The organism is Sphingopyxis sp. CR5 (assembly GCF_059693785.1).
The window spans coordinates 19,704-37,926 of record NZ_JCATIE010000003.1 but is presented as its reverse complement, the minus strand read 5'-3'; the positions used below and the strand labels follow the sequence as shown (position 1 = coordinate 37,926).

Annotated in this window: 10 protein-coding genes; 5 read left to right on the top strand and 5 right to left on the bottom strand. The window is 67.3% G+C overall.

Features of this window, described 5'->3' with window-relative positions:
* Positions 1–36: 36 nt before the first annotated feature.
* The 5 genes from AC58D2_RS05100 to AC58D2_RS05080 form a co-directional block, all read right to left on the bottom strand.
* Positions 37–2,550, bottom strand: coding sequence for a penicillin-binding protein 1A (locus AC58D2_RS05100; protein ID WP_497387947.1), 2,514 nt, complete (start codon positions 2,548–2,550; stop codon positions 37–39).
* A gap of 184 nt (positions 2,551–2,734) precedes the next feature.
* The gene (locus tag AC58D2_RS05095) at positions 2,735–3,367 is read right to left on the bottom strand and encodes a TetR/AcrR family transcriptional regulator (protein ID WP_497387945.1); all 633 of its coding nucleotides are present in this window, start codon (positions 3,365–3,367) and stop codon (positions 2,735–2,737) included.
* Positions 3,364–4,509, bottom strand: coding sequence for a DSD1 family PLP-dependent enzyme (locus tag AC58D2_RS05090; RefSeq protein ID WP_497387943.1), 1,146 nt, complete (start codon positions 4,507–4,509; stop codon positions 3,364–3,366). The genes AC58D2_RS05095 and AC58D2_RS05090 overlap by 4 nt, the downstream gene beginning before the upstream one ends.
* The gene (locus tag AC58D2_RS05085; RefSeq protein ID WP_497387941.1) at positions 4,506–5,759 is read right to left on the bottom strand and encodes a D-arabinono-1,4-lactone oxidase; all 1,254 of its coding nucleotides are present in this window, start codon (positions 5,757–5,759) and stop codon (positions 4,506–4,508) included. Before AC58D2_RS05085 ends, AC58D2_RS05090 begins: the two co-directional genes overlap by 4 nt.
* Positions 5,760–6,199: 440 nt before the next feature.
* Positions 6,200–7,468 carry an N-acetylmuramoyl-L-alanine amidase gene (locus AC58D2_RS05080; protein ID WP_497387939.1) on the bottom strand — a complete coding sequence of 423 codons (1,269 nt, stop codon included), beginning with the start codon at positions 7,466–7,468 and terminating at the stop codon, positions 6,200–6,202.
* Positions 7,469–8,071: 603 nt separating this feature from the next.
* Between AC58D2_RS05080 and AC58D2_RS05075 the strand changes: the two genes are divergently transcribed.
* From AC58D2_RS05075 to AC58D2_RS05055, 5 genes are all read left to right on the top strand, one after another.
* Positions 8,072–10,714: an Rne/Rng family ribonuclease gene (locus tag AC58D2_RS05075; protein ID WP_497387936.1), complete on the top strand. Its 2,643-nt coding sequence runs from the start codon at positions 8,072–8,074 to the stop codon at positions 10,712–10,714.
* A gap of 99 nt (positions 10,715–10,813) precedes the next feature.
* Entirely contained in the window at positions 10,814–12,220 is a 1,407-nt protein-coding gene (locus AC58D2_RS05070) for a M48 family metalloprotease (RefSeq protein ID WP_497387934.1), read from the top strand.
* Between the two features lie 57 nt (positions 12,221–12,277).
* Positions 12,278–13,855, top strand: a complete 1,578-nt coding sequence (locus AC58D2_RS05065) for a DsbA family protein (protein ID WP_497387932.1) — start codon at positions 12,278–12,280, stop codon at positions 13,853–13,855.
* 11 nt (positions 13,856–13,866) lie between these two features.
* Positions 13,867–15,681, top strand: coding sequence for a tetratricopeptide repeat-containing sulfotransferase family protein (locus AC58D2_RS05060; RefSeq protein WP_497387930.1), 1,815 nt, complete (start codon positions 13,867–13,869; stop codon positions 15,679–15,681).
* Between the two features lie 140 nt (positions 15,682–15,821).
* Positions 15,822–18,215 (top strand): TonB-dependent receptor, encoded by a 2,394-nt coding sequence (locus AC58D2_RS05055; protein ID WP_497387928.1) that lies wholly within the window; start codon positions 15,822–15,824, stop codon positions 18,213–18,215.
* The last annotated feature ends 8 nt before the right edge of the window (positions 18,216–18,223 follow it).

The following is an 18,223-nucleotide window of genomic DNA, read 5'->3' as shown; positions in this document are numbered from 1 at the left end:
GGAGGAAAAGCCCTGCGCGCCCCGCCGCCGGAGCCGTCAGATAATCCCGCCGCGATCGTCGAGGAAGTCGGCATCGCTGCGCCGCCCGCCCTGCTGAACCGGCGCATCGGGTTGCTTCGCGGGCTTGGCGGGCTTGATTTCCTCTTCGCGGATCGTCCGCTTAGGCTCGCTTTCGGGCTTGAAGGCCTCCCAGATGATCGACGCCTTCGGATCGCTGCCCGGCCACGAGCCGTAAACCCGGCGGCCGGTGCGGCGATCGATGCGGACCATGCGGATATTCCTTGGCGCGGTAAAGGGCACCGGCTGGCGATCGGAGAGCGCAGCCTGATAGAATTGCTTGAACACCGGCGCGGCCAGACTGCCGCCCTGCGCATAGCCGCCCATGTTGCGCGGCTGATCGAAGCCGAGATAGAGGCCCGCGACGACGTCGGGCGTGCCGCCGATGAACCAGACGTCCTTCGGTCCGGTGGTCGTCCCGGTCTTGCCGAACATCGGGACGCCCAGGTCGCGCAGCCGCTGGGCTGTGCCGCGCTGGACGACGCCTTCGAGCATATGGACGACCTGATAGGCGGTCATCGGGTCCATCAGCTGTTTTCCCGAGGGCGAGAAGCGCGGCATCGGCTTGCCGTCCCAGTCGGACGTGTTGCAGCCTTCGCACGGGCGCCAGTTCTTCGGCAGGATCACCTTGCCGCGCCGGTCCTGCACATAATCGATCAGGTGCGGGGTCAGCGAGCGGCCGTGATTGGCGAGCATCGAAAAGGCGTTGACCATCCGCTCGACCGTCGTGGTGCCGGCGCCGAGCGCGGTGGACAGATAGGGCTCGTGGTTGCCGATACCCATCGTCTTGATCGTCTCGACGATCGGTTCCATGCCGATCTGGCTCGCGGTGCGGACCGTCATCAGGTTGCGCGACTGTTCGAGGCCCCAGCGCATCGTATGTTCGCCGCTGCCCCCCGCGCCGCCGAAATTGCGGAAACATTTGTTGCCCAGGCTCGCGCCCTGATAAACGCAGAAGGGCCCGTCGACGATCAGCGTCGCCGGCGTCATGCCGTTGTCGAGCGCGGTCGCATAGACGAAGGGCTTGATCGTCGAGCCGGGTTGGCGCTCGGCCTGCGTCGCGCGGTTGAACGACGACAGGCGGACGTCGAAGCCGCCCTGCATCGCATAGATACGCCCCGAGTGGGGGCTTTCGACGACCATGCCGCCCGACACTTCGGGAATGTTGCGGAGCGAATAGACGCCGTTCCCGCTCGCCTTCACCGCGATCAGGTCGCCGGGCTTCATCGCGACGAAGGCGCTCGTCCCGCGTTTGCGATAGCCCATTTGCGCGGCGCTTGCCGGCAGGCGAGCGGTGCTGCCGTCGGCGAAACCGATGCGCGCCTCGCTGCCCGTCTTCGACAGGACGGCGGCGACGCGCCAATCGTCGTAATCGACCGTCTTGAAACTGGAGGCGAGGCGGCTTGCCCATTTGTCGTCGGCCTCGATCGTCGCGATCGGTCCCGACCAGCCCTTGCCGCGGTCGTAGCGGATCATCCCGTCGCGCAGCGCCCCTGCCGCCGCCTGCTGCATCGCGTCGTCATAGGCAGTGCGGACCCACAGGCCGCCGGCATAGACGCTGTGCGGGCCGTCGTCGGCGGTTTCGCCGTACAGATCGATCAGCTGGCGCCGCACCTCTTCCATATAATAGCCGCCGACCTGTTCGACCGCGCGGTTGCCGCGTTCGGTAAGGCCGAGCGGCTGCGCCTGCGCCGCGTCGCGCTGCGCGGCGGTGATCCAGCCGTTGCGATACATTTCGTTCAGCACGAAATTGCGCCGCGCGAGCGCCTTTTCGGCATTGTGCGCGCGCCCATAGGTTTCCGGCGCCTTGGGCAGGATCGCGAGGAACGCCATTTCGTGCAGCTTGAGCTGGTCGACGTCCTTGTCGAAATAGGCGCGGCTCGCCGCCTGGACGCCGAAACTCCGCCGCCCCAACGGGATTTCGTTCAGATAGAGTTCGAGGATCTGTTCCTTCGTCAGCGCCGCCTCGATGCGCTTGGCGAGGATCGCCTCGCGGATCTTGCGCGTATAGCTGACCTCGTTCGTCAGCAGCAGGTTCTTGGCGACCTGCTGCGTGATCGTCGACGCGCCGACCGGACGGCCGTCATTGCGCAAATTGGTCAGGATCGCGCTCGCGATGCCCGGATAGTCGATCCCGCCATGTTCGAAGAAGGTGCGGTCCTCCGCCGCGAGGAACGCGCGGACGAGCAGTTGCGGATATTCGCTGTAGTCGAGCTGTACCCGGCGTTCGCGCGCATAGCTGTGCACCGGCTTGCCCTCGCCGTCGCGCACCATCGTCGGCAGCGGCGGTTCATAGTCGCGCAGCTGATCGACCGAGGGAAGGTCGCGCGCGAATGCCACCCAGAGCAGCGCGAGGCCGAGCACCCCGGCAATGGCCAGATAGCCGAGCCAGCGAAACCAGCGGCGCCCCCACATTTCGCGCAGCCACCCGAGGACGGCATTGCTGTCGCGGCGCAGGCGGTAGCGGAAGTGGGACGAGGTATCGGCGACCATGATGGCCCGCCTCTATCGCCTGTCTCCCGGAAAGGAAAGCATGGTTGCGGCGGGCCGCCCCCCGCCCCCCTCCCGCTTGCGGGAGGGGCAGCGAGACTTGCGAACCTGTTCGCTAGTCGCAGCGGGGTGGGAGATCGGACCGTTTCTGCCCACCCGGCATTGGGTGAACCAGCCGGGGACTGGTTCACCCAATGCCCCCTCCCGCAAGCGGGAGGGGAGCCAAGTCGCGCAGCGCGCCGCCGAGGATCGCGGCGACGTCGGCGAGGACCGCATCGGCGGACAGGCGATCCTCCTCGCCCAGCATTTCGTCGGCGGCAAAGCCGAGTTCGACCGCGATGCGCAACCGCCGCCACAACCTGTCCGGCTCGACGGCTGGAAGGTGCGGTGCGCAGGCCGCGACAAGGCGGTCGGTCACGCGGCGATGCGATTCGAGCCGGACGTGGACGAGTGCGGGGGCGGCGTGGAGCGCGCGCAGGATCCACACCGCGCCCGGCTCGGCGCGAGTCACCGCGGCGGTTTCGGCGAGCAGGTCGGCGACATGGTCGGCCATCGCGGCGATCCCGGCGGGCGCATGACGCGCCACCCACGCGTCGAGCACCGCATTCTGCCGCGCCATCAGGCGGTGCCCGAGCGCCTCGATCACCGCATATTTGTCGGAAAAATAGCGGTAGAGCGCCGGCGGGCTGAGCCCCGCGCGCGCCGCGATCATGTTCGTCGAAATGCGGTCGACCCCGACCTCGGCGAGCAGGGTGCCCGCGACGTCGAGCAGCCGCTCGCGCGTCGCCGCGGCCCGCGCCTGCTTCGGTGGCGGCTTCATCGCGCCCGGCCGCGCGCACCGACCGGCCAGATCGCGACGAGCGTGTCGCCGTCGACGACATGGTAGTGGTCATAGAGATTGACCGTCGGATCACAATGCGGAACGGTGAGCGTCACCGGATCGCCGGGCGCGAGCGCCTTGCCGATCCCCGGCGCGACCAGCGCGGCATGTTCGTCGCCCATGAAAGCGAAGACGGCGTCCCCGGGCGCTCCGCGCCGCACCACAGCCACTCCGCCGTCGGTCGACAGCGACTTGAACCCCGCGTCGATGGTAACGAGCCCCGAATGGTTGGCGCTCACCACCCGCGCATCGACGCCGAGCGCGGTTTCAAACGGCGTGCTGCCGTCGCCGGTGAGGTCGCAATCGAGATATTGCTTGTCCATGAAGACATAGCTGCCCGCCTGAAGCTCGGTAAAGACGCCGAGGTCGAGGTCGATGCGGTGCGTGCCGGTGCCCGATCCGGTAACGATTCCGGGCGCGAAGCCCGCGTCGGTCAGCGCGGCGATGACGCTTTCCAGATATTGCGTGCGCTCGACGATAGCGGCGCGGCGTTCGGCATAATCCTCGATATGCTGCTGCGACCCGCAATAATATTGCACGCCGCGCCAGGTGATATTCGGCAGGTCGGCGATCGCCTGCGCGAGCGCGACCGCCTTTTCGGCCGATACGACGCCGGTGCGCGCGATGCCGGGGTCGATGTCGATGATGACGTCGAGCCGCGCGCGCACCTGCCCGAGCGCCGCGTCGAGCCGCGCTGCGACCGCGGGATGGTCGACCACCGCCATCAGCCCGTCGGCACGGGCCGCGAGCGCGGCGAGCCGCTCGATCGCGCGCGGGGCGGCGACCGGCGAGGTGATCAATATCCCGGCGATGCCGCCATCGGCCAGCACCTCGGCCTCGCCGATCTTGGCGCAGCAGACGCCGATCGCGCCAGCGGCGACCTGGCGCCGCGCGATGTCGACGCTCTTGTGCGTCTTGGCATGCGGGCGCAGGTCGACGCCGCGCGCCTTCGCCAGCGCCGCCATCGCCGCGATATTGCGATCGAGCGCGCCTTCGTCGACGACCAGCACCGGCGTGTTAAGGTCGGCGCGCGAGCCTTGCCGACCGATCAGATGGGCGTGCAGCGTCAGATCGTCGGTCATGAAAACAGCGCCTCCAGATGGGGATTAAGGAATGTGCCCGACGGGTCGGCGGCGCGGCGCACCGCGCGATAGCGTTCGGCCATCGGATAGAGCGCATCGACGTCGGCGCGGGTCAGCGTGTGGCGCTTCGCCCAGTGCGGCCGCCCGCCATGCGCGCGGAAGATCGCCTCGGCGCCGGCAAAATGCCCGGCCCACGGCATCTTCGCATATTGGTGCATAGAGATGGCGGCGACCGGCCCCGCGTTCATCGGGCTCATCCAGATGTCGTCGGCGGCGACGGTGCGATATTCGAACGGAAAGGCGACGGGCAGGCGCTTCGCGCGAATCCAGCCGATCACCTCATCGAGCGCGGCGAGCCCCGCCCCGCGCGGCAGCTCATATTCCATCTCCTCGAAACGGACCGTGCGGTCGGACGGGAAGATCGCGTGCGCGGGGCCGCGGCGCTCCCCGTCGAAGCGCGTGCGCATCATCAACCGCTGGAGAAAGGGGGTCAGAAACGGCAGCTTCGCTGCGATGTCGAGGACGCGGCGAAACGTCGCCTCGTCGACGTCGCTGGTCGAGGCGGGCGCGTCGCACGGGTCGCACGGCGTCAGCGTCTTCAGGATGACGGCGTCGGCGTGCGGGAAGATCCAGAATTCGATGTGGCGATGCTGATCGGCGAGTTCGTCATAGCTTTCGCGCACGTCGGACCAGCGCCTTTTCTCGATCCGCTCGGCGAGGTGGAAGGCGGGGACGACATCGACGTCGATCTCGGTCGCGATGCCGAACAGGCCGAGCGACAGCCGCTGCGCCTCGAACAAATCGGGATTCGTCTGCCGGTCGCACCACCGCGCTTCGCCGTCGGCGCCGATCAGCCGGAAGCCGCGTGCGAAGGTCGACAGCGAGCCGAGGGTCACCCCCGTGCCGTGCGTACCCGTCGCCATCGCGCCCGCAAGCGACTGCGGATTGACGTCGCCCTGGTTGGCGAGCGCGAGCCCTTCGTCCCACAGCGCCGCGGTCAGCCGCTTGATGCTCCAGCCTGCCGGAATGCGCGCCGAGCGGCGGTCGGGCGCGATGGCGAGCCTGCCCGCCATGTCGGTCAGATCGACGATGAGGGCCTGCGATTCGCAAAGCGGCATGAAGCTGTGCCCGGCCCCGACCGCGCGCACCTTGCCGGCATCGCGGACGACCGCGGCGAGTTCGCCTTCATCGCGCGGCCGCACCACCGCCGCCGATGCGCGCACGCTACCCGACCAGTTGCTCCAGGCCATGCGCCCCTCCCGCCGTCAGAGGCAGGAAGCTGGCGGCGTGAGAAAAGTTAGTCAAGACTAACTTTTGCGGAGTGGCCGCTTGCGACCGGAGGTGGACCTTTACCTCATCGTCATCCCGGCGAAGGCCGGGATCTCGCCGGTGCCGAAATCCGCTAGCTTGAGATCCCGGCCTGCGCCGGGATGACGGATAGGGGACAGTCCGCGTCCCACCCCAAATCGGACCTCCGCCGCAAAAACCGCTGTCCTACATTGTTCGGCTGTGCCAGCCTTCGTCCCGGCTCTTCCGGCAAGTCGGCAAAGCGGTCACGGTTCACCGAACGCGACCCATCGACGGCCGCATAAGGCTGACCTTTACTGAACTTTGAAACGACGACGCGGACCCGCCCACCATGCCTGAAGACGGCAAGGGCAACAGGCCACCCCGAAACCGCCGCAAACCTTTAGCGCGCCACCGCCGCGATCTGGCGGGCGAAGTGGAGTTGCACCGCCTTGCGCACCCCCTGGGCGATCCTTTGCTGCCCGGCTTTCGAGGCCAGGAAGTCGGCGTCGTCCTGGTTCGAGATGAACCCCGTTTCGAAAAGCACCGACGGCGTATCGGGCGCCTTGAGGACGACGAAGGAAGCGAAGCGGTGCGCATCGGTCCGGAAATGCACCTGGTCCGACGCCTCGCGCTGGAGCAGGCGGGCAAAGTCGGATGCGACATTCATCGTTTCGCGCTGGGTCAGGTCGAGCAGGATCGACGACACGTCGCCGTCGTGCGCGCCCAGATCGACGCCGTTGATGATATTCGCCTTGTTCTCGCGCGCGGCCAGCTTCGCGGCCTCGCGGTCCGAGGCGACTTCGGAGAGCGTGTAGATCGACGCACCGTGCGCGTCTTCATTCTCCGCCGAATCGGCATGGATCGAGATGAAGAGGTCGGCCTTCAGCCGCCGCGCGATGCCATAGCGTTCCTCGAGCATCAGATAGCGGTCGTCCGAGCGGGTGAGCGCCACGCGCACCCGGCCGCTCGCGACGAGCTGATCGCGCACCGCGCGCGCGAGCGCGAGCGTGATGTCCTTTTCGCGCCGCCCGCTATGCGGCGAAATCGCGCCCGGATCGTGGCCGCCATGCCCGGCGTCGACCACGACCAGCGGCAGGCGATCATTGTCGGGACCCTCGACCTTCGGCAGCGGCAGCGCGGGTTTCGGCTGCCCGATCGGCACGGTGACGCTGTACCGCTTCTGCGGCGGCTTGGCGCGGAAAGCCGCGGGGGGTTGAAGTTCGATCCGCGGCGTGCGGGCGGCGCGCGCGAATTCGTCGGCGGACACCGGGCGCAGGTTGAACGACAGGCTGCGGCCGTCGTCGGCAAAGCGCGGATCCGACACCAGGGCGGGCTGCGCCAGATCGAGCACGATCCGCGCGGTGGCCGGATCGCGCTGCCCCTGGCGTACCGCCTGCACGACGCCGCGGCCGCCTGCCGACGCCCCCGCCTGCGCGCCGGCGATATCAAGGGCAATGCGGTCGGGACCGGCAAGCAGGAAGGTCGAGGCACTCGCCACCAGGCCGTCGAAGCGGACCACGACACGCCCCTCGCCCACCTCGACAGCGCCGACCTGGCCCGCGTGAGCCAGGGGCGCGTAAAGCCACGCCGCCAACAGGACAAAGAGCAGACCCATGACGCGACTATGCCGCCCGGCGGGCGCGATGGTCCAGTGCTTATTCGAAATCATGAAGCCCCCGGCCGCGAAAGACGATGAACCGCCTGTTAGCCATCGGGTGTCAAATGCCGGTCAACCGGCAAGGTTAACCGAGCCTTCAGCATGTTTCGGCACCGCGCGGGAACGCGGCGGGATTGCAACACATCCCCTCCATCCTATCTTATTGCGGTGGTTGAGGTTGCCGTGGGTCCATACCGATGCTAGCACCGCGACCACTGACGGCGTCCAATCCGCCGTCCGGCCTTACGAGGGGAAGGCCCGGTCCCGCCGAATCGCGGATCGCGCACCCCGGCGCCGGACAGGATGGGCGGACAAGCCGCCAGTCCACCCGGATGACCGGGCGGCGGACGCTCCGATGGACCGCCCCGCCCTCCGGTCGCCCCGAAACAGGTTGATGCCGCATGAGGCTTGCCATGCCCTCTTCTTTCCGCGACGCGGGCGCCTTTGCCCCCGCGCTTGTCGCGGCGGAGGACCGCATGCGCGTCCAGCACCGGACGCGGGCCCCGCGCGGCAATAACGTCTTTTTCCGTTCGAACCCTATCGACCGCATCCGCCCGTCCCGGGCGTCTGCGGCCTTTTTGTTTGGCGCGCCGCGGCGCGCCTGGAGTGATAATAATGACCACGCGTATGTTGATCGACGCGCGTCACCGGGAAGAAACCCGGGTCGCCGTCACCAAGGGAAACCGCATCGAGGAGTTTGATTTCGAGTCCGCCGAGCACAAACAGCTCAAGGGCAATATCTATCTGGCCAAGGTCACCCGCGTCGAACCGTCGCTGCAGGCGGCGTTCGTCGAATATGGCGGCAACCGCCACGGCTTCCTGGCCTTCAGCGAAATCCACCCCGACTATTACCAGATTCCGAAGGAAGACCGCGACGCACTGCTGCGCGAAGAGGCCGAACACGCCGCCGAGGCCGCGATGCGCGCCGAGGAGGATCTCGACGAACTCGAAGGCGATGTCGCCGAGGTCGAGGGCCATGAGGACGAAAATGGCGACGCTCCCGCCCCGGTCACGGTCGGCGAGGACGGCGAGGAAGACGCCGGCGAAGGCGACGGCGAGTCCCAGGGCGACGAAGGCGACGATGCCGAAGAGGCCAAGGACGATCGCCGCGGACGCGGGCGCGGGCGCGGGCGGGGCCGCAAGGGCCGCGGACGCGGGCGCCGCGACGACGACAATGGCGAAAGCCGCATGTCGCTGCGCCGCCGATACAAGATCCAGGACGTCATTCGCCGCCGCCAGGTGATGCTGGTGCAGGTCGTCAAGGAAGAGCGCGGCAACAAGGGCGCCGCGCTGACCACCTATCTGTCGCTTGCCGGCCGCTATTGCGTCCTGATGCCGAACACGATGCACGGCGGCGGGATCAGCCGCAAGATTTCGAACGGCGCCGACCGCCGCAAGCTGAAGGCGATCATCGACGAGATGAACTTGCCGCCGTCGATGGGGTGCATCGTCCGCACCGCCGGGATGAGCCGCACCAAGACCGAGATCAAGCGCGACTTCGACTATCTCGCGCGGCTGTGGGACGAGATCCGCGAAAACACGCTGGGGTCCAGCGCGCCGGCGCTGATCCATTCGGACAGCGACCTCGTCAAGCGCGCGATCCGCGACATCTATCACCGCGACATCGAGGAAGTGCTCGTCGAGGGCGAGGAGGGCTACAAGGCGGCGAAGCAGTTCATGAAACTGCTGATGCCCAGCCACGCGCGGCGCGTGAAGCAATATGCCGACCCGGTCTCGCTCTATCAGCGCTATGGCGTCGAGGACCAGCTTGCGGGGATGCTCAACCCCGTGGTGCAGCTCAAATCGGGCGGCTATCTGGTCATCAACCCGACCGAAGCCCTGGTGTCGATCGACATCAACTCGGGCCGGTCGACGCGCGAACATAATATCGAGCAGACCGCGCTCAGCACCAATTTGGAAGCCGCGCACGAGATTGCGCGCCAGCTGCGCCTGCGCGACATGGCCGGGCTGGTCGTGATCGACTTCATCGACATGGATCACGGCTCGAACGTCCGCAAGGTCGAGCGCGCGATGAAGGAAGCGCTGAAGAACGACCGCGCCCGCATCCAGATCGGCCGCATCTCGGGCTTTGGCCTGATGGAGATGAGCCGCCAGCGGCTGCGCACCGGCGTGCTCGAAGCCTCGACGCGGCCGTGCCCGCATTGCGAGGGCACGGGCCTCGTCCGCACCGCCTCGTCGGCGGGGCTCAGCGCGCTCCGCCTGATCGAAGAGGAAGCCGCGCGCGGCAAGGGCAGCAAGATCATCCTGCGCGCGAGCCAGGAGGCGACCTTCTACCTCCTCAACGAAAAGCGCCGCGAACTGCGCGAGATCGAGGAGCTGTACGGCGTCTCGGTCGAAATCCTGCCCGACGGCGAAACCGAAGGCGCGCGCATGGCGATCGAAGTCGGCGGCCCGCCCCCGACCCAGCGCCGCAGTTTCGCCCCGATCGAGCTGACCGAGGACGAGGATGACGATATCGTCGAAGAAGAAGACGAAGAGGAAGAAGAGGCCGCCGAACGTCCGGCGCGTAGCGAAAGCGAAGATAGCGACGGTGACGGCGAAGGGGGAGGCCGCAAACGCCGCCGCCGCCGCCGCCGTGGGCGCCGTGGCCGCCGTGACGAAGAGGGCAGCGAAGCCGGCGAAGCGGCCGATGCCGAAGACTCCGACCAGGGTGACGATACGGCCGACGCCGAAGAGGCTCCCGCGATCGTAGAGGCAGAAGCCGAAGCCCCGGCGGACGAGAAGCCGAAGCGCCGTCGCGGCGGACGCCGCAAGAAGAGCGAAGAGGCCGAGGCCGAAGCGGCGACGGAAGCGCCCGCCGAAGCCGTCGCCGAGGCCGAAACTGCCGAAGCACCCGAGGCTGAACCCGCCGCCGAGGAAAAGCCGAAGCGCAAGCGCGCCCCGCGCAAGACCAAGGCTGCCGCCGAAGCGGCCGAGGCCGAAGCGACGGACACTCCTGCCGACGCCGCGAACGACGCCGAGCCCGAGGCGAAGCCCGCACCGAAGAAGCGCGCGAGCCGCAAGAAGGCCGCCGCCGCCGAAGCGCCTGCCGTCGAGGCGGTCGAAGCGGACGCCGAGCCCGAAGCCAAACCCGCCAAGGCGCCCGCACGCAGTCGCCGCCGCAAGGCCGAGCCCGCTGCCGCCGAAGCGACCCCGGTCGACGCCGCGCCGGCCGAAACCGAGCCGGCCGAAGGGGACACCGACGACGCAACGGGCGAACCGCGCCGCGGCTGGTGGCAGCGCACGTTCGGCAATTGATGCCGCGATGACCGGGACGCTTGCCCTCCCGCGCCCGACCGCGACCGACGCCGCCCGGCTTCAGTCGCGGTTCAGGCGCGGGGTGCAAGACCGGTGTCGATGACCCGGACCTTCCAGCCGCGCTTCCTGCACGGGGGTGATGCCCTGCGCCCGCTCGCGCGGCTTTTCCTCACCCTCGTCGTGTTGCTCGCGGTCGCGGTGCGTCCGGTGCTTGCGCAATCGATCCTGCGCGATGCCGAAACCGAAGCGCTGCTCCAGGACATGATGGACCCGCTCACCGTCGCCGCGGGACTTCGGCCCGGGCAGGTGCGCGTCCACCTGCTTAGCGACCGCAGCATCAACGCCTTCGTCGCGGGCAGCCAGGATATCTATGTCCACAGCGGGCTGATCGAGGCCGCCGACACCGCGAACGAGGTTCAGGGCGTGCTCGCGCACGAGTTGGGGCACATCATGGGTGGCCACGCGATCCGCGTGAACGAGGGAGCAAAGGCGGCGACGGGCATTTCGCTGCTCAGCCTGCTGCTCGGCGCCGCGGCGATGGCTGCCGGCGGCGGCGAAGCGGGTATGGGCGTGATGATGGCGGGGCAGCAGGCCGCGCTCGGCAAGTTCCTGGCCTTTACCCGGGTGCAGGAAGCGACCGCCGACGCAGCGGGCGCGCAATATCTGTCGAAAGCCGGGATCAGCGGACGCGGCAGCCTGGCCTTTTTCAAGAAATTGCAGAATCTGGAATTCCGCTATGCGGTAAGCCAGGACGACGACGCGACCTACAGCCGCACCCACCCCTTGTCGGGCGACCGGATCCAGGCGCTGCGCGACGGCTATGTCGCCGACCCGGCGTGGGACAAGCCCAACGACCCCGATCTGGAACGCCGGTTCCAGCGGGTGAAGGCGAAGCTCGTCGGCTATATTGCCGAGCCGGCAAAGACGCTGCGCGACTATCCCGAAAGCGACAACAGCATCCCGGCGCACTATGCGCGCGCCTATGCCTGGCACAAGGGCGCCTATCCGCAAAAGGCTCTCGACGAGGTCGACGCGCTGCTGAAGGTCGATCCCCATGATCCCTATTTCCTGGAACTCGAAGGCCAGGTGCTGCTCGAGTCCGGACGGCCCAAGGATGCCATCCCGCCCCTGCGCGAGGCGGTCGCCAAATCGCATTCGGCGCCGCTGATCGCCGCGACGCTGGGCCACGCCCTGATCGCCACCGAAAATCCCGAGAATTTCGCCGAAGCCGAAAAAGTGCTGAAGACCGCGGTCGCGCTCGACAACGAGAATCCCTTCGCCTGGTACCAGCTCGGCATCGTCTATGCCGCCAAGGGCGATCAGGCGCGGGCGGCACTCGCTTCGGCCGAACGCTATAGCCTGGAGGGTGGACAGCCGGGGCTCGCGCTGCGTAATGCCGAATTGGCGATGCAGGGCCTCCCGCAAGGCAGCCCCGACTGGATTCGTGCACAGGATATTTCGATGGTTGCGCGCGCGGAGGTGGAACGCACGCGCAAACGACGCTAGATTCGTGCGGGAAACGCGGGGACGCATCGCAGACCATGCGATGCACAAGGGCGACAAGTGACCGACAGGAAAGACGATTATTACCAGCCGTGGCTGCGCGATCCGGCGCCAACGCCGGGGGCTGCGCCGCGCCCCGACGAGGGACTGGCCAAGCCCAAAGAAGAGCCGCCCGTCGGAATCGATCTGTCGCGCTATCCGGCCGACGCCCCACCGCCCGCGCGGCAGCCCCGGTCGGGACAGGTGAAGGATGGCGCCGCGCGCGCATGGTCCGCGCTGCGGCGCAGTGCCGGGGCTTTTGCCGACTGGACGATCCGCGCCGGCGAACGCGCCGATATCCCCGCGCGTGTCGAGGCGATGGAAATCCCGCGCCGGACGCGCAAGATGGCCGCTGCATCGGCCGCTGCCCTGTCCCGCGGCGCGCGCGCGGTGGGTCGCGGGTCGGCGAAAGCCGGACGCGCGGCGGCGGGCGCCAGCGGCCAGGCGTGGGAAAAGATGGCGCTCGGCGACAAGGTCGCCCGACTGTCGAGCGAAGCCGGGCGCGGTATCGGCGAGGTCGCCGACAAGGCAAAAGCCGGAATCGGCCAAGCCGCAAAGGCGGGCAAGGACGGACTTGGCGAGGCCGCGACGAAGCTGCGGCCGACGCCGGGCGCCCCCCCGCCCCCGCCGCCGTCGGGCCTGGAGCAGCTACTTGCGCGCGAGGAAGCCGAAGCCCGCGCCAGCAAGCCGGCGGCGCCGGATTTGCCGCTGTTCGCCGACACCCCGCCGCCCGCCGAAAGCGCGCCGGCATTCGCTGCGGTCGAAGACGACCGCACGCCGCACGTTCCGCCCGCACCGAAGGCCGCGACGCCGCCTCGCGCGAAAGCCATGGCCGCACCGCCGCCGCAACGAATCGAGAGGGGGATGATGGACGATCGCAAAGCCCGGCTGTGGCTGGCAGGGATCGGCGCGCTCGCGATGATCGGCGTGGCCTTCTGGCTCGGCGGCCGTTTCGGCGGCGGGATGAGCAGGAGCGAGGTCGAGACCGTCGTCGCCGATTATATCAAGGCAAACCCGCAGATCATTCCCGAAGCGCTGGAAGCCCAGCGCGACCGCGAAATGGCCAAAGCGATCGACGCGATCCGTCCCGCGCTTGAAAAGCCCTATGCCGGGGCGTGGGCTGGGAATGCCGACGGCGACGTCACGCTCGTCGTCTTTACCGACTATGCCTGCGGCTTCTGCCGCGCGAGCGTGTCCGACGTCGACCGGCTGATCCGCGAGGACAAGCGCCTGAAAGTCGTGTTCCGCGAGCTGCCGATCATCGCGCCGCAGAGCCGCGATGCCGCGCTGATGGCGCTCGCCGCCGCGCGCCAGGGCCGATATGACGCCTTTCACCACGCGATGTTCGCGGCATCTTCGCTGTCGCCCGCGGCGATTTCGGCGGCGGCGGCCAAGGCCGGCGTGGTTACGGACGGTAGCGCCGATGCAACCGCGAACGAGGCGCTGTTCCAGCGCGAACTCGACAATAATCTGGCGATCGCAAGCCAGCTCCAGCTCAATGCGACCCCGACCTGGGTTGTCGGCGACCAGTTGCTGCAAGGTCAGGTCGGCTACGACACGCTGAAGCGGGCGGTCGCACGGGCGCGATCGAAGGCGTGAGCGGCGCGGGCATGGCGACGGTTTCGATCGAAGACGCACTCGCCAACGCCCGCCAGCTGTTGCGCGAGGAGCCGGGGCTCGCGCTGGCCCGGGCGCGCGCGATCGTCGAGACCGCGCCGATGGCAGCCGAAGCGCATCGCCTTGCCGCGCATGCCCTGCGGGCCCTTGGGCAGGAGACCGAGGCGCAGGCCGCCTCGCTCGCCGCGGTCGGCGCGGCAATCCACGACCCCGCGATGATCGACGCGGCGCTGGCACTGGCCGAAAATCGCCTGCCCGATGCCGAAGCCGCGCTGCGGGCCCGGCTGAAGCAGGATGCGACCGACGTCGCGGCGATCCGCATGCTCGCCGAACTCGCCGGCCGTATCGGCCGCTATGGCGATGCCGAAAAATTGCTGACGCGCGCACTGGATCTGGCACCGGGCTTCGGCGCGGCGCGCGCGAACCTCGCCACCGTATATTACAAGCAGAATCGCTATGCCGAAGCGGCCGAGACACTGGACGCGGTGCTGGAGGGCGATCCGGACAATCCCGCGTACGCAAACCTGAAAGCCGCGGCGCTCGGGCGGATCGGCGGATATGACGAGGCGATCGCACTCTATGAAAGCTTGACAGCCCGCTTCCCGGCGCACGCCAAGCTCTGGATGAGCTATGGCCATATGCTCAAGACGGTGGGCCGGCAGAGCGACAGCATCGCGGCCTATCGCCACGCGCTCGCCGTCGATCCGGGGTTGGGCGAGCTTTGGTGGAGCCTCGCCAACCTGAAGACACTTCGCTTCGATTCGGGTGACCGTGCCGCAATGGAGACGGCACTTGCCGCCGCAGAACCTGACGGTGACGCGCGCGCCGACGATCGGCTGCACCTGCATTTCGCGCTTGGAAAGGCCTATGACGATGCCGGCGAAGCCGAACCCGCCTTTCGCCATTTTGCCGCGGGCAATGCGATCCGCGCGGAGCAGCTCGGCTATGACGCCGCCGAAACGCGAGCCATCGTCGACGCGGCGATCGCGACCTGCACCCCCGAATTCTTCGCGGCGCGCGACGGTGCGGGCGATCCCGCGCCGGACCCCGTCTTCATTCTCGGCATGCCGCGCGCCGGCTCGACCCTGATCGAGCAGATACTGGCGAGCCATTCGTCGATCGAAGGAACGATGGAGCTTCCCGACATCCCGGCATTGGCACTCGGCCTGGGACGCGAAGCCAAAGGCGAGGGGCGGCACTGGGTCCAGGCGCTTGCGGAGGCGCCGGCCGACAAGCTTGCCGAAATGGGGCGGGCCTTCTTGCGGCGCACGCAGGTGCAGCGCAGGACCGGCGAACCCTTCTATCTCGACAAGCTGCCGAACAACTGGCTGTACGTTCCGCTGATCCGCCTGATCCTGCCGAATGCGAGGATCATCGATGCCCGGCGGCACCCGCTCGATTGCTGTTGGTCCAATTTCCGACAGCATTATGCGAAAGGGCAGGCGTTCAGCTATGGCCTGGAGAGCATGGGCGCCTATTACCGCGATTATGTGCGATTGATGGCGCATGTCGACGCGGTACAGCCGGGCCGCGTACACCGTGTGATCCACGAAGCCCTGCTCGACGATCCCGAAGGCGAGGTTCGCGCGATGCTCGCCTTTCTGGACCTGCCGTTCGAGGACGCGTGCCTCGCCTTCCATGCCAATGCCCGGGCGGTGCGAACCGCGTCGAGCGAGCAGGTGCGCCGGCCCATCAACCGCGACGGGGTCGACCAGTGGCGGCGCTACGACGCATGGCTCGGCCCGCTTCGCGAGGCGCTAGGACCGGTGCTCGATGCCTATCCCGCCGTGCCGGACGGCTTTGGCTGACCACCGCGTCCATTCGTTGCCTTTCGGCAACAGCAGCCGACATTTTCGACCAACGGAGGCTGGCAACAGGCAAAGATGCTTGCGCTTATGCTGCATCGCGTCATTCTGGCGTCACATAGCTGTCATGTGAGGGGGGTCTCATGCGTACGTTAGGGGCAGTGGTAGTAAAAAGCGGTGCGGTCCTGCTGGCGAGCACGATGCTCTGCACGACGGGCGCGGCCTTTGCGCAGCAGGCGAATGGCGACAAGGACGACGACATCGTCGTCACCGCGTCGAAGCGCGAACAGAATCTGCAAGATGTGCCGATGGCGATCACCGCGCTGGGCACCGAGAAGCTCAACGAGCTGCAGGTCAAGGAATTCCAGGACGTCGTAAAATTCCTGCCGTCGGTGACGATCCAGACGCTCGGCCCCGGCTTCAGCCAGGTCTATTTCCGCGGCGTCGCGAGCGGCGAGAACGCCAACCATTCGGCGTCGCTGCCGACCGTCGGCACCTATCTCGACGAAATGCCGATCACGACGATCCAGGGCGCGCTCGACATCCACGCCTATGACCTGGCGCGCGTCGAGGCGCTCGCGGGGCCGCAGGGCACGCTTTATGGCGCCAGCTCGATGGCGGGCACGATCAAGCTCGTCACGAACAAGCCCGACACCAGCGGCACCTATGGCTCGATGGGACTCGAGCTCAATAGCGTCGCGCACGGCGACATCGGCGGCGTCGCCGAGGGGTTCGTCAACGCGAAGATCAGCGACAGCGCCGCGCTCCGACTCGTCGGCTGGTATCGCCACGATGGCGGCTATATCGACAATATCCCGGGCAGCCGCGTCTACCCGTCGCTCGCCGACGAACAGGGCACCGCTGCGGCAACGCAGGACAATGCCGCCTATGTGAAAGACGATTACAACGACGTCGACACCTATGGCGCTCGCCTCGCGCTCGGGATCGAACTCGATGACGACTGGACGCTGCGTCCCACTGTCATGGGCCAGATCCAGAAAGCCAATGGCAGTTTCGCGCAAGAGCGTAGCTCCGCGGTGTCCAAGGACCTGCAGACGGTCCAGTACAATCCCGAGGACAGCGAGGATAAGTGGCTGCAGGCCGCGCTCACCATCGAGGGAAAGGTCGGCAACTGGGACCTGACCGTCACGGGCGGGCACCTGCGCCGCAAGACCGTGGTCGACAGCGACTATTCCGACTATGCCTATTTCTATGATGCGCTCTATGGCTATGGCGCTTATTTCTATGACAACAACGGCGATCTTGTCAGCCCGAACCAATATATCCACGGTATCGACCGCTACAAGAAGAGCTTCTTCGAAGCGCGCATCGCGTCGCCCGCCGATGCGCGGGTGCGCTTCATCGGCGGCGTCTTCTGGCAACGCCAGTCGCACAATATCGAACAGAATTATATCATCGACGATATCGCCGATTCGATCACCGTCACGGGCACGGACAGCGACATCTGGCTGACCCAACAGCTGCGCGTCGACCGCGACTATGCCGCCTTCGGCGAGTTGAGCTTCGACATCACCGACAAGCTGACGCTGACCGGCGGCGGACGTCTCTACAAGTTCGACAACAGCCTCGTCGGCTTCTTTGGCTACTCGGCGGGCTATTCGAGCCGTACTGGCGAAGCGGCCTGCTTTGCAGGGCCCGTCGTCGCCGGATCGCCCTGCACCAATCTCGACAAGCGAACCAAGGACACCGACTTCATCCACAAGCTGAACCTGACCTACAAGGTCAGTGACGACGCGCTTGTCTATGCGACCTGGTCGCGCGGTTTCCGCCCCGGCGGGATCAACCGGCGCGGGACACTGCCGCCCTATGGTCCCGACACGCTCGACAACTATGAAATCGGTTGGAAGACGAGCTGGGGACCGCTGCGGTTCAATGGAGCTGTCTATCAGGAGGATTGGAAGAATATCCAGCTCTCCTTCCTTGGCGCCAACGGCCTGACCGAAATTCGCAATGCCGGCATCGCGCGCATTCGCGGGATCGAGGCCGACCTGAACTACCGGCAGGGCGGTTTCTCGCTGAATCTGGGCGCAAGCTATAACGACGCGACGATCCGCCGCGATTTCTGCCTGATCGCCAATGACGATTTCGACTGCACGACCGCCGGCAATGCGCTGTTGGCGCCGCGCGGCACGCACTTGCCCGTTACGGCCAAGTTCAAGGGCAATGCGGTTGCGCGCTACGACTTCCCCGTCGGCGGGTTCGACGGCCATGTCCAGTTTGCGGTCAACCACATCGGAAAACGCCGGTCGGACTTGCGCTCGTTCGAGAATGCGATCGTCGGCGATTTCAAGGCCTATACGACTGCCGATATCAGCCTGGGCGTGAAGAGCGACGACTGGAGCGCCGAACTGTTCGCAACGAACCTGTTCGACAGCCGAGGCGTGGTGAACAGCGCGGTCCAGTGCGGCGAATCGATCTGCGGCGACCCCGACGGCGTAAGTTCGACCGGCGGCGTCTTTTATGACAATGTCATCCGCCCGCGCCTGATAGGATTAAAGGTCAGCAAGGATTTCTAACCCGCAGA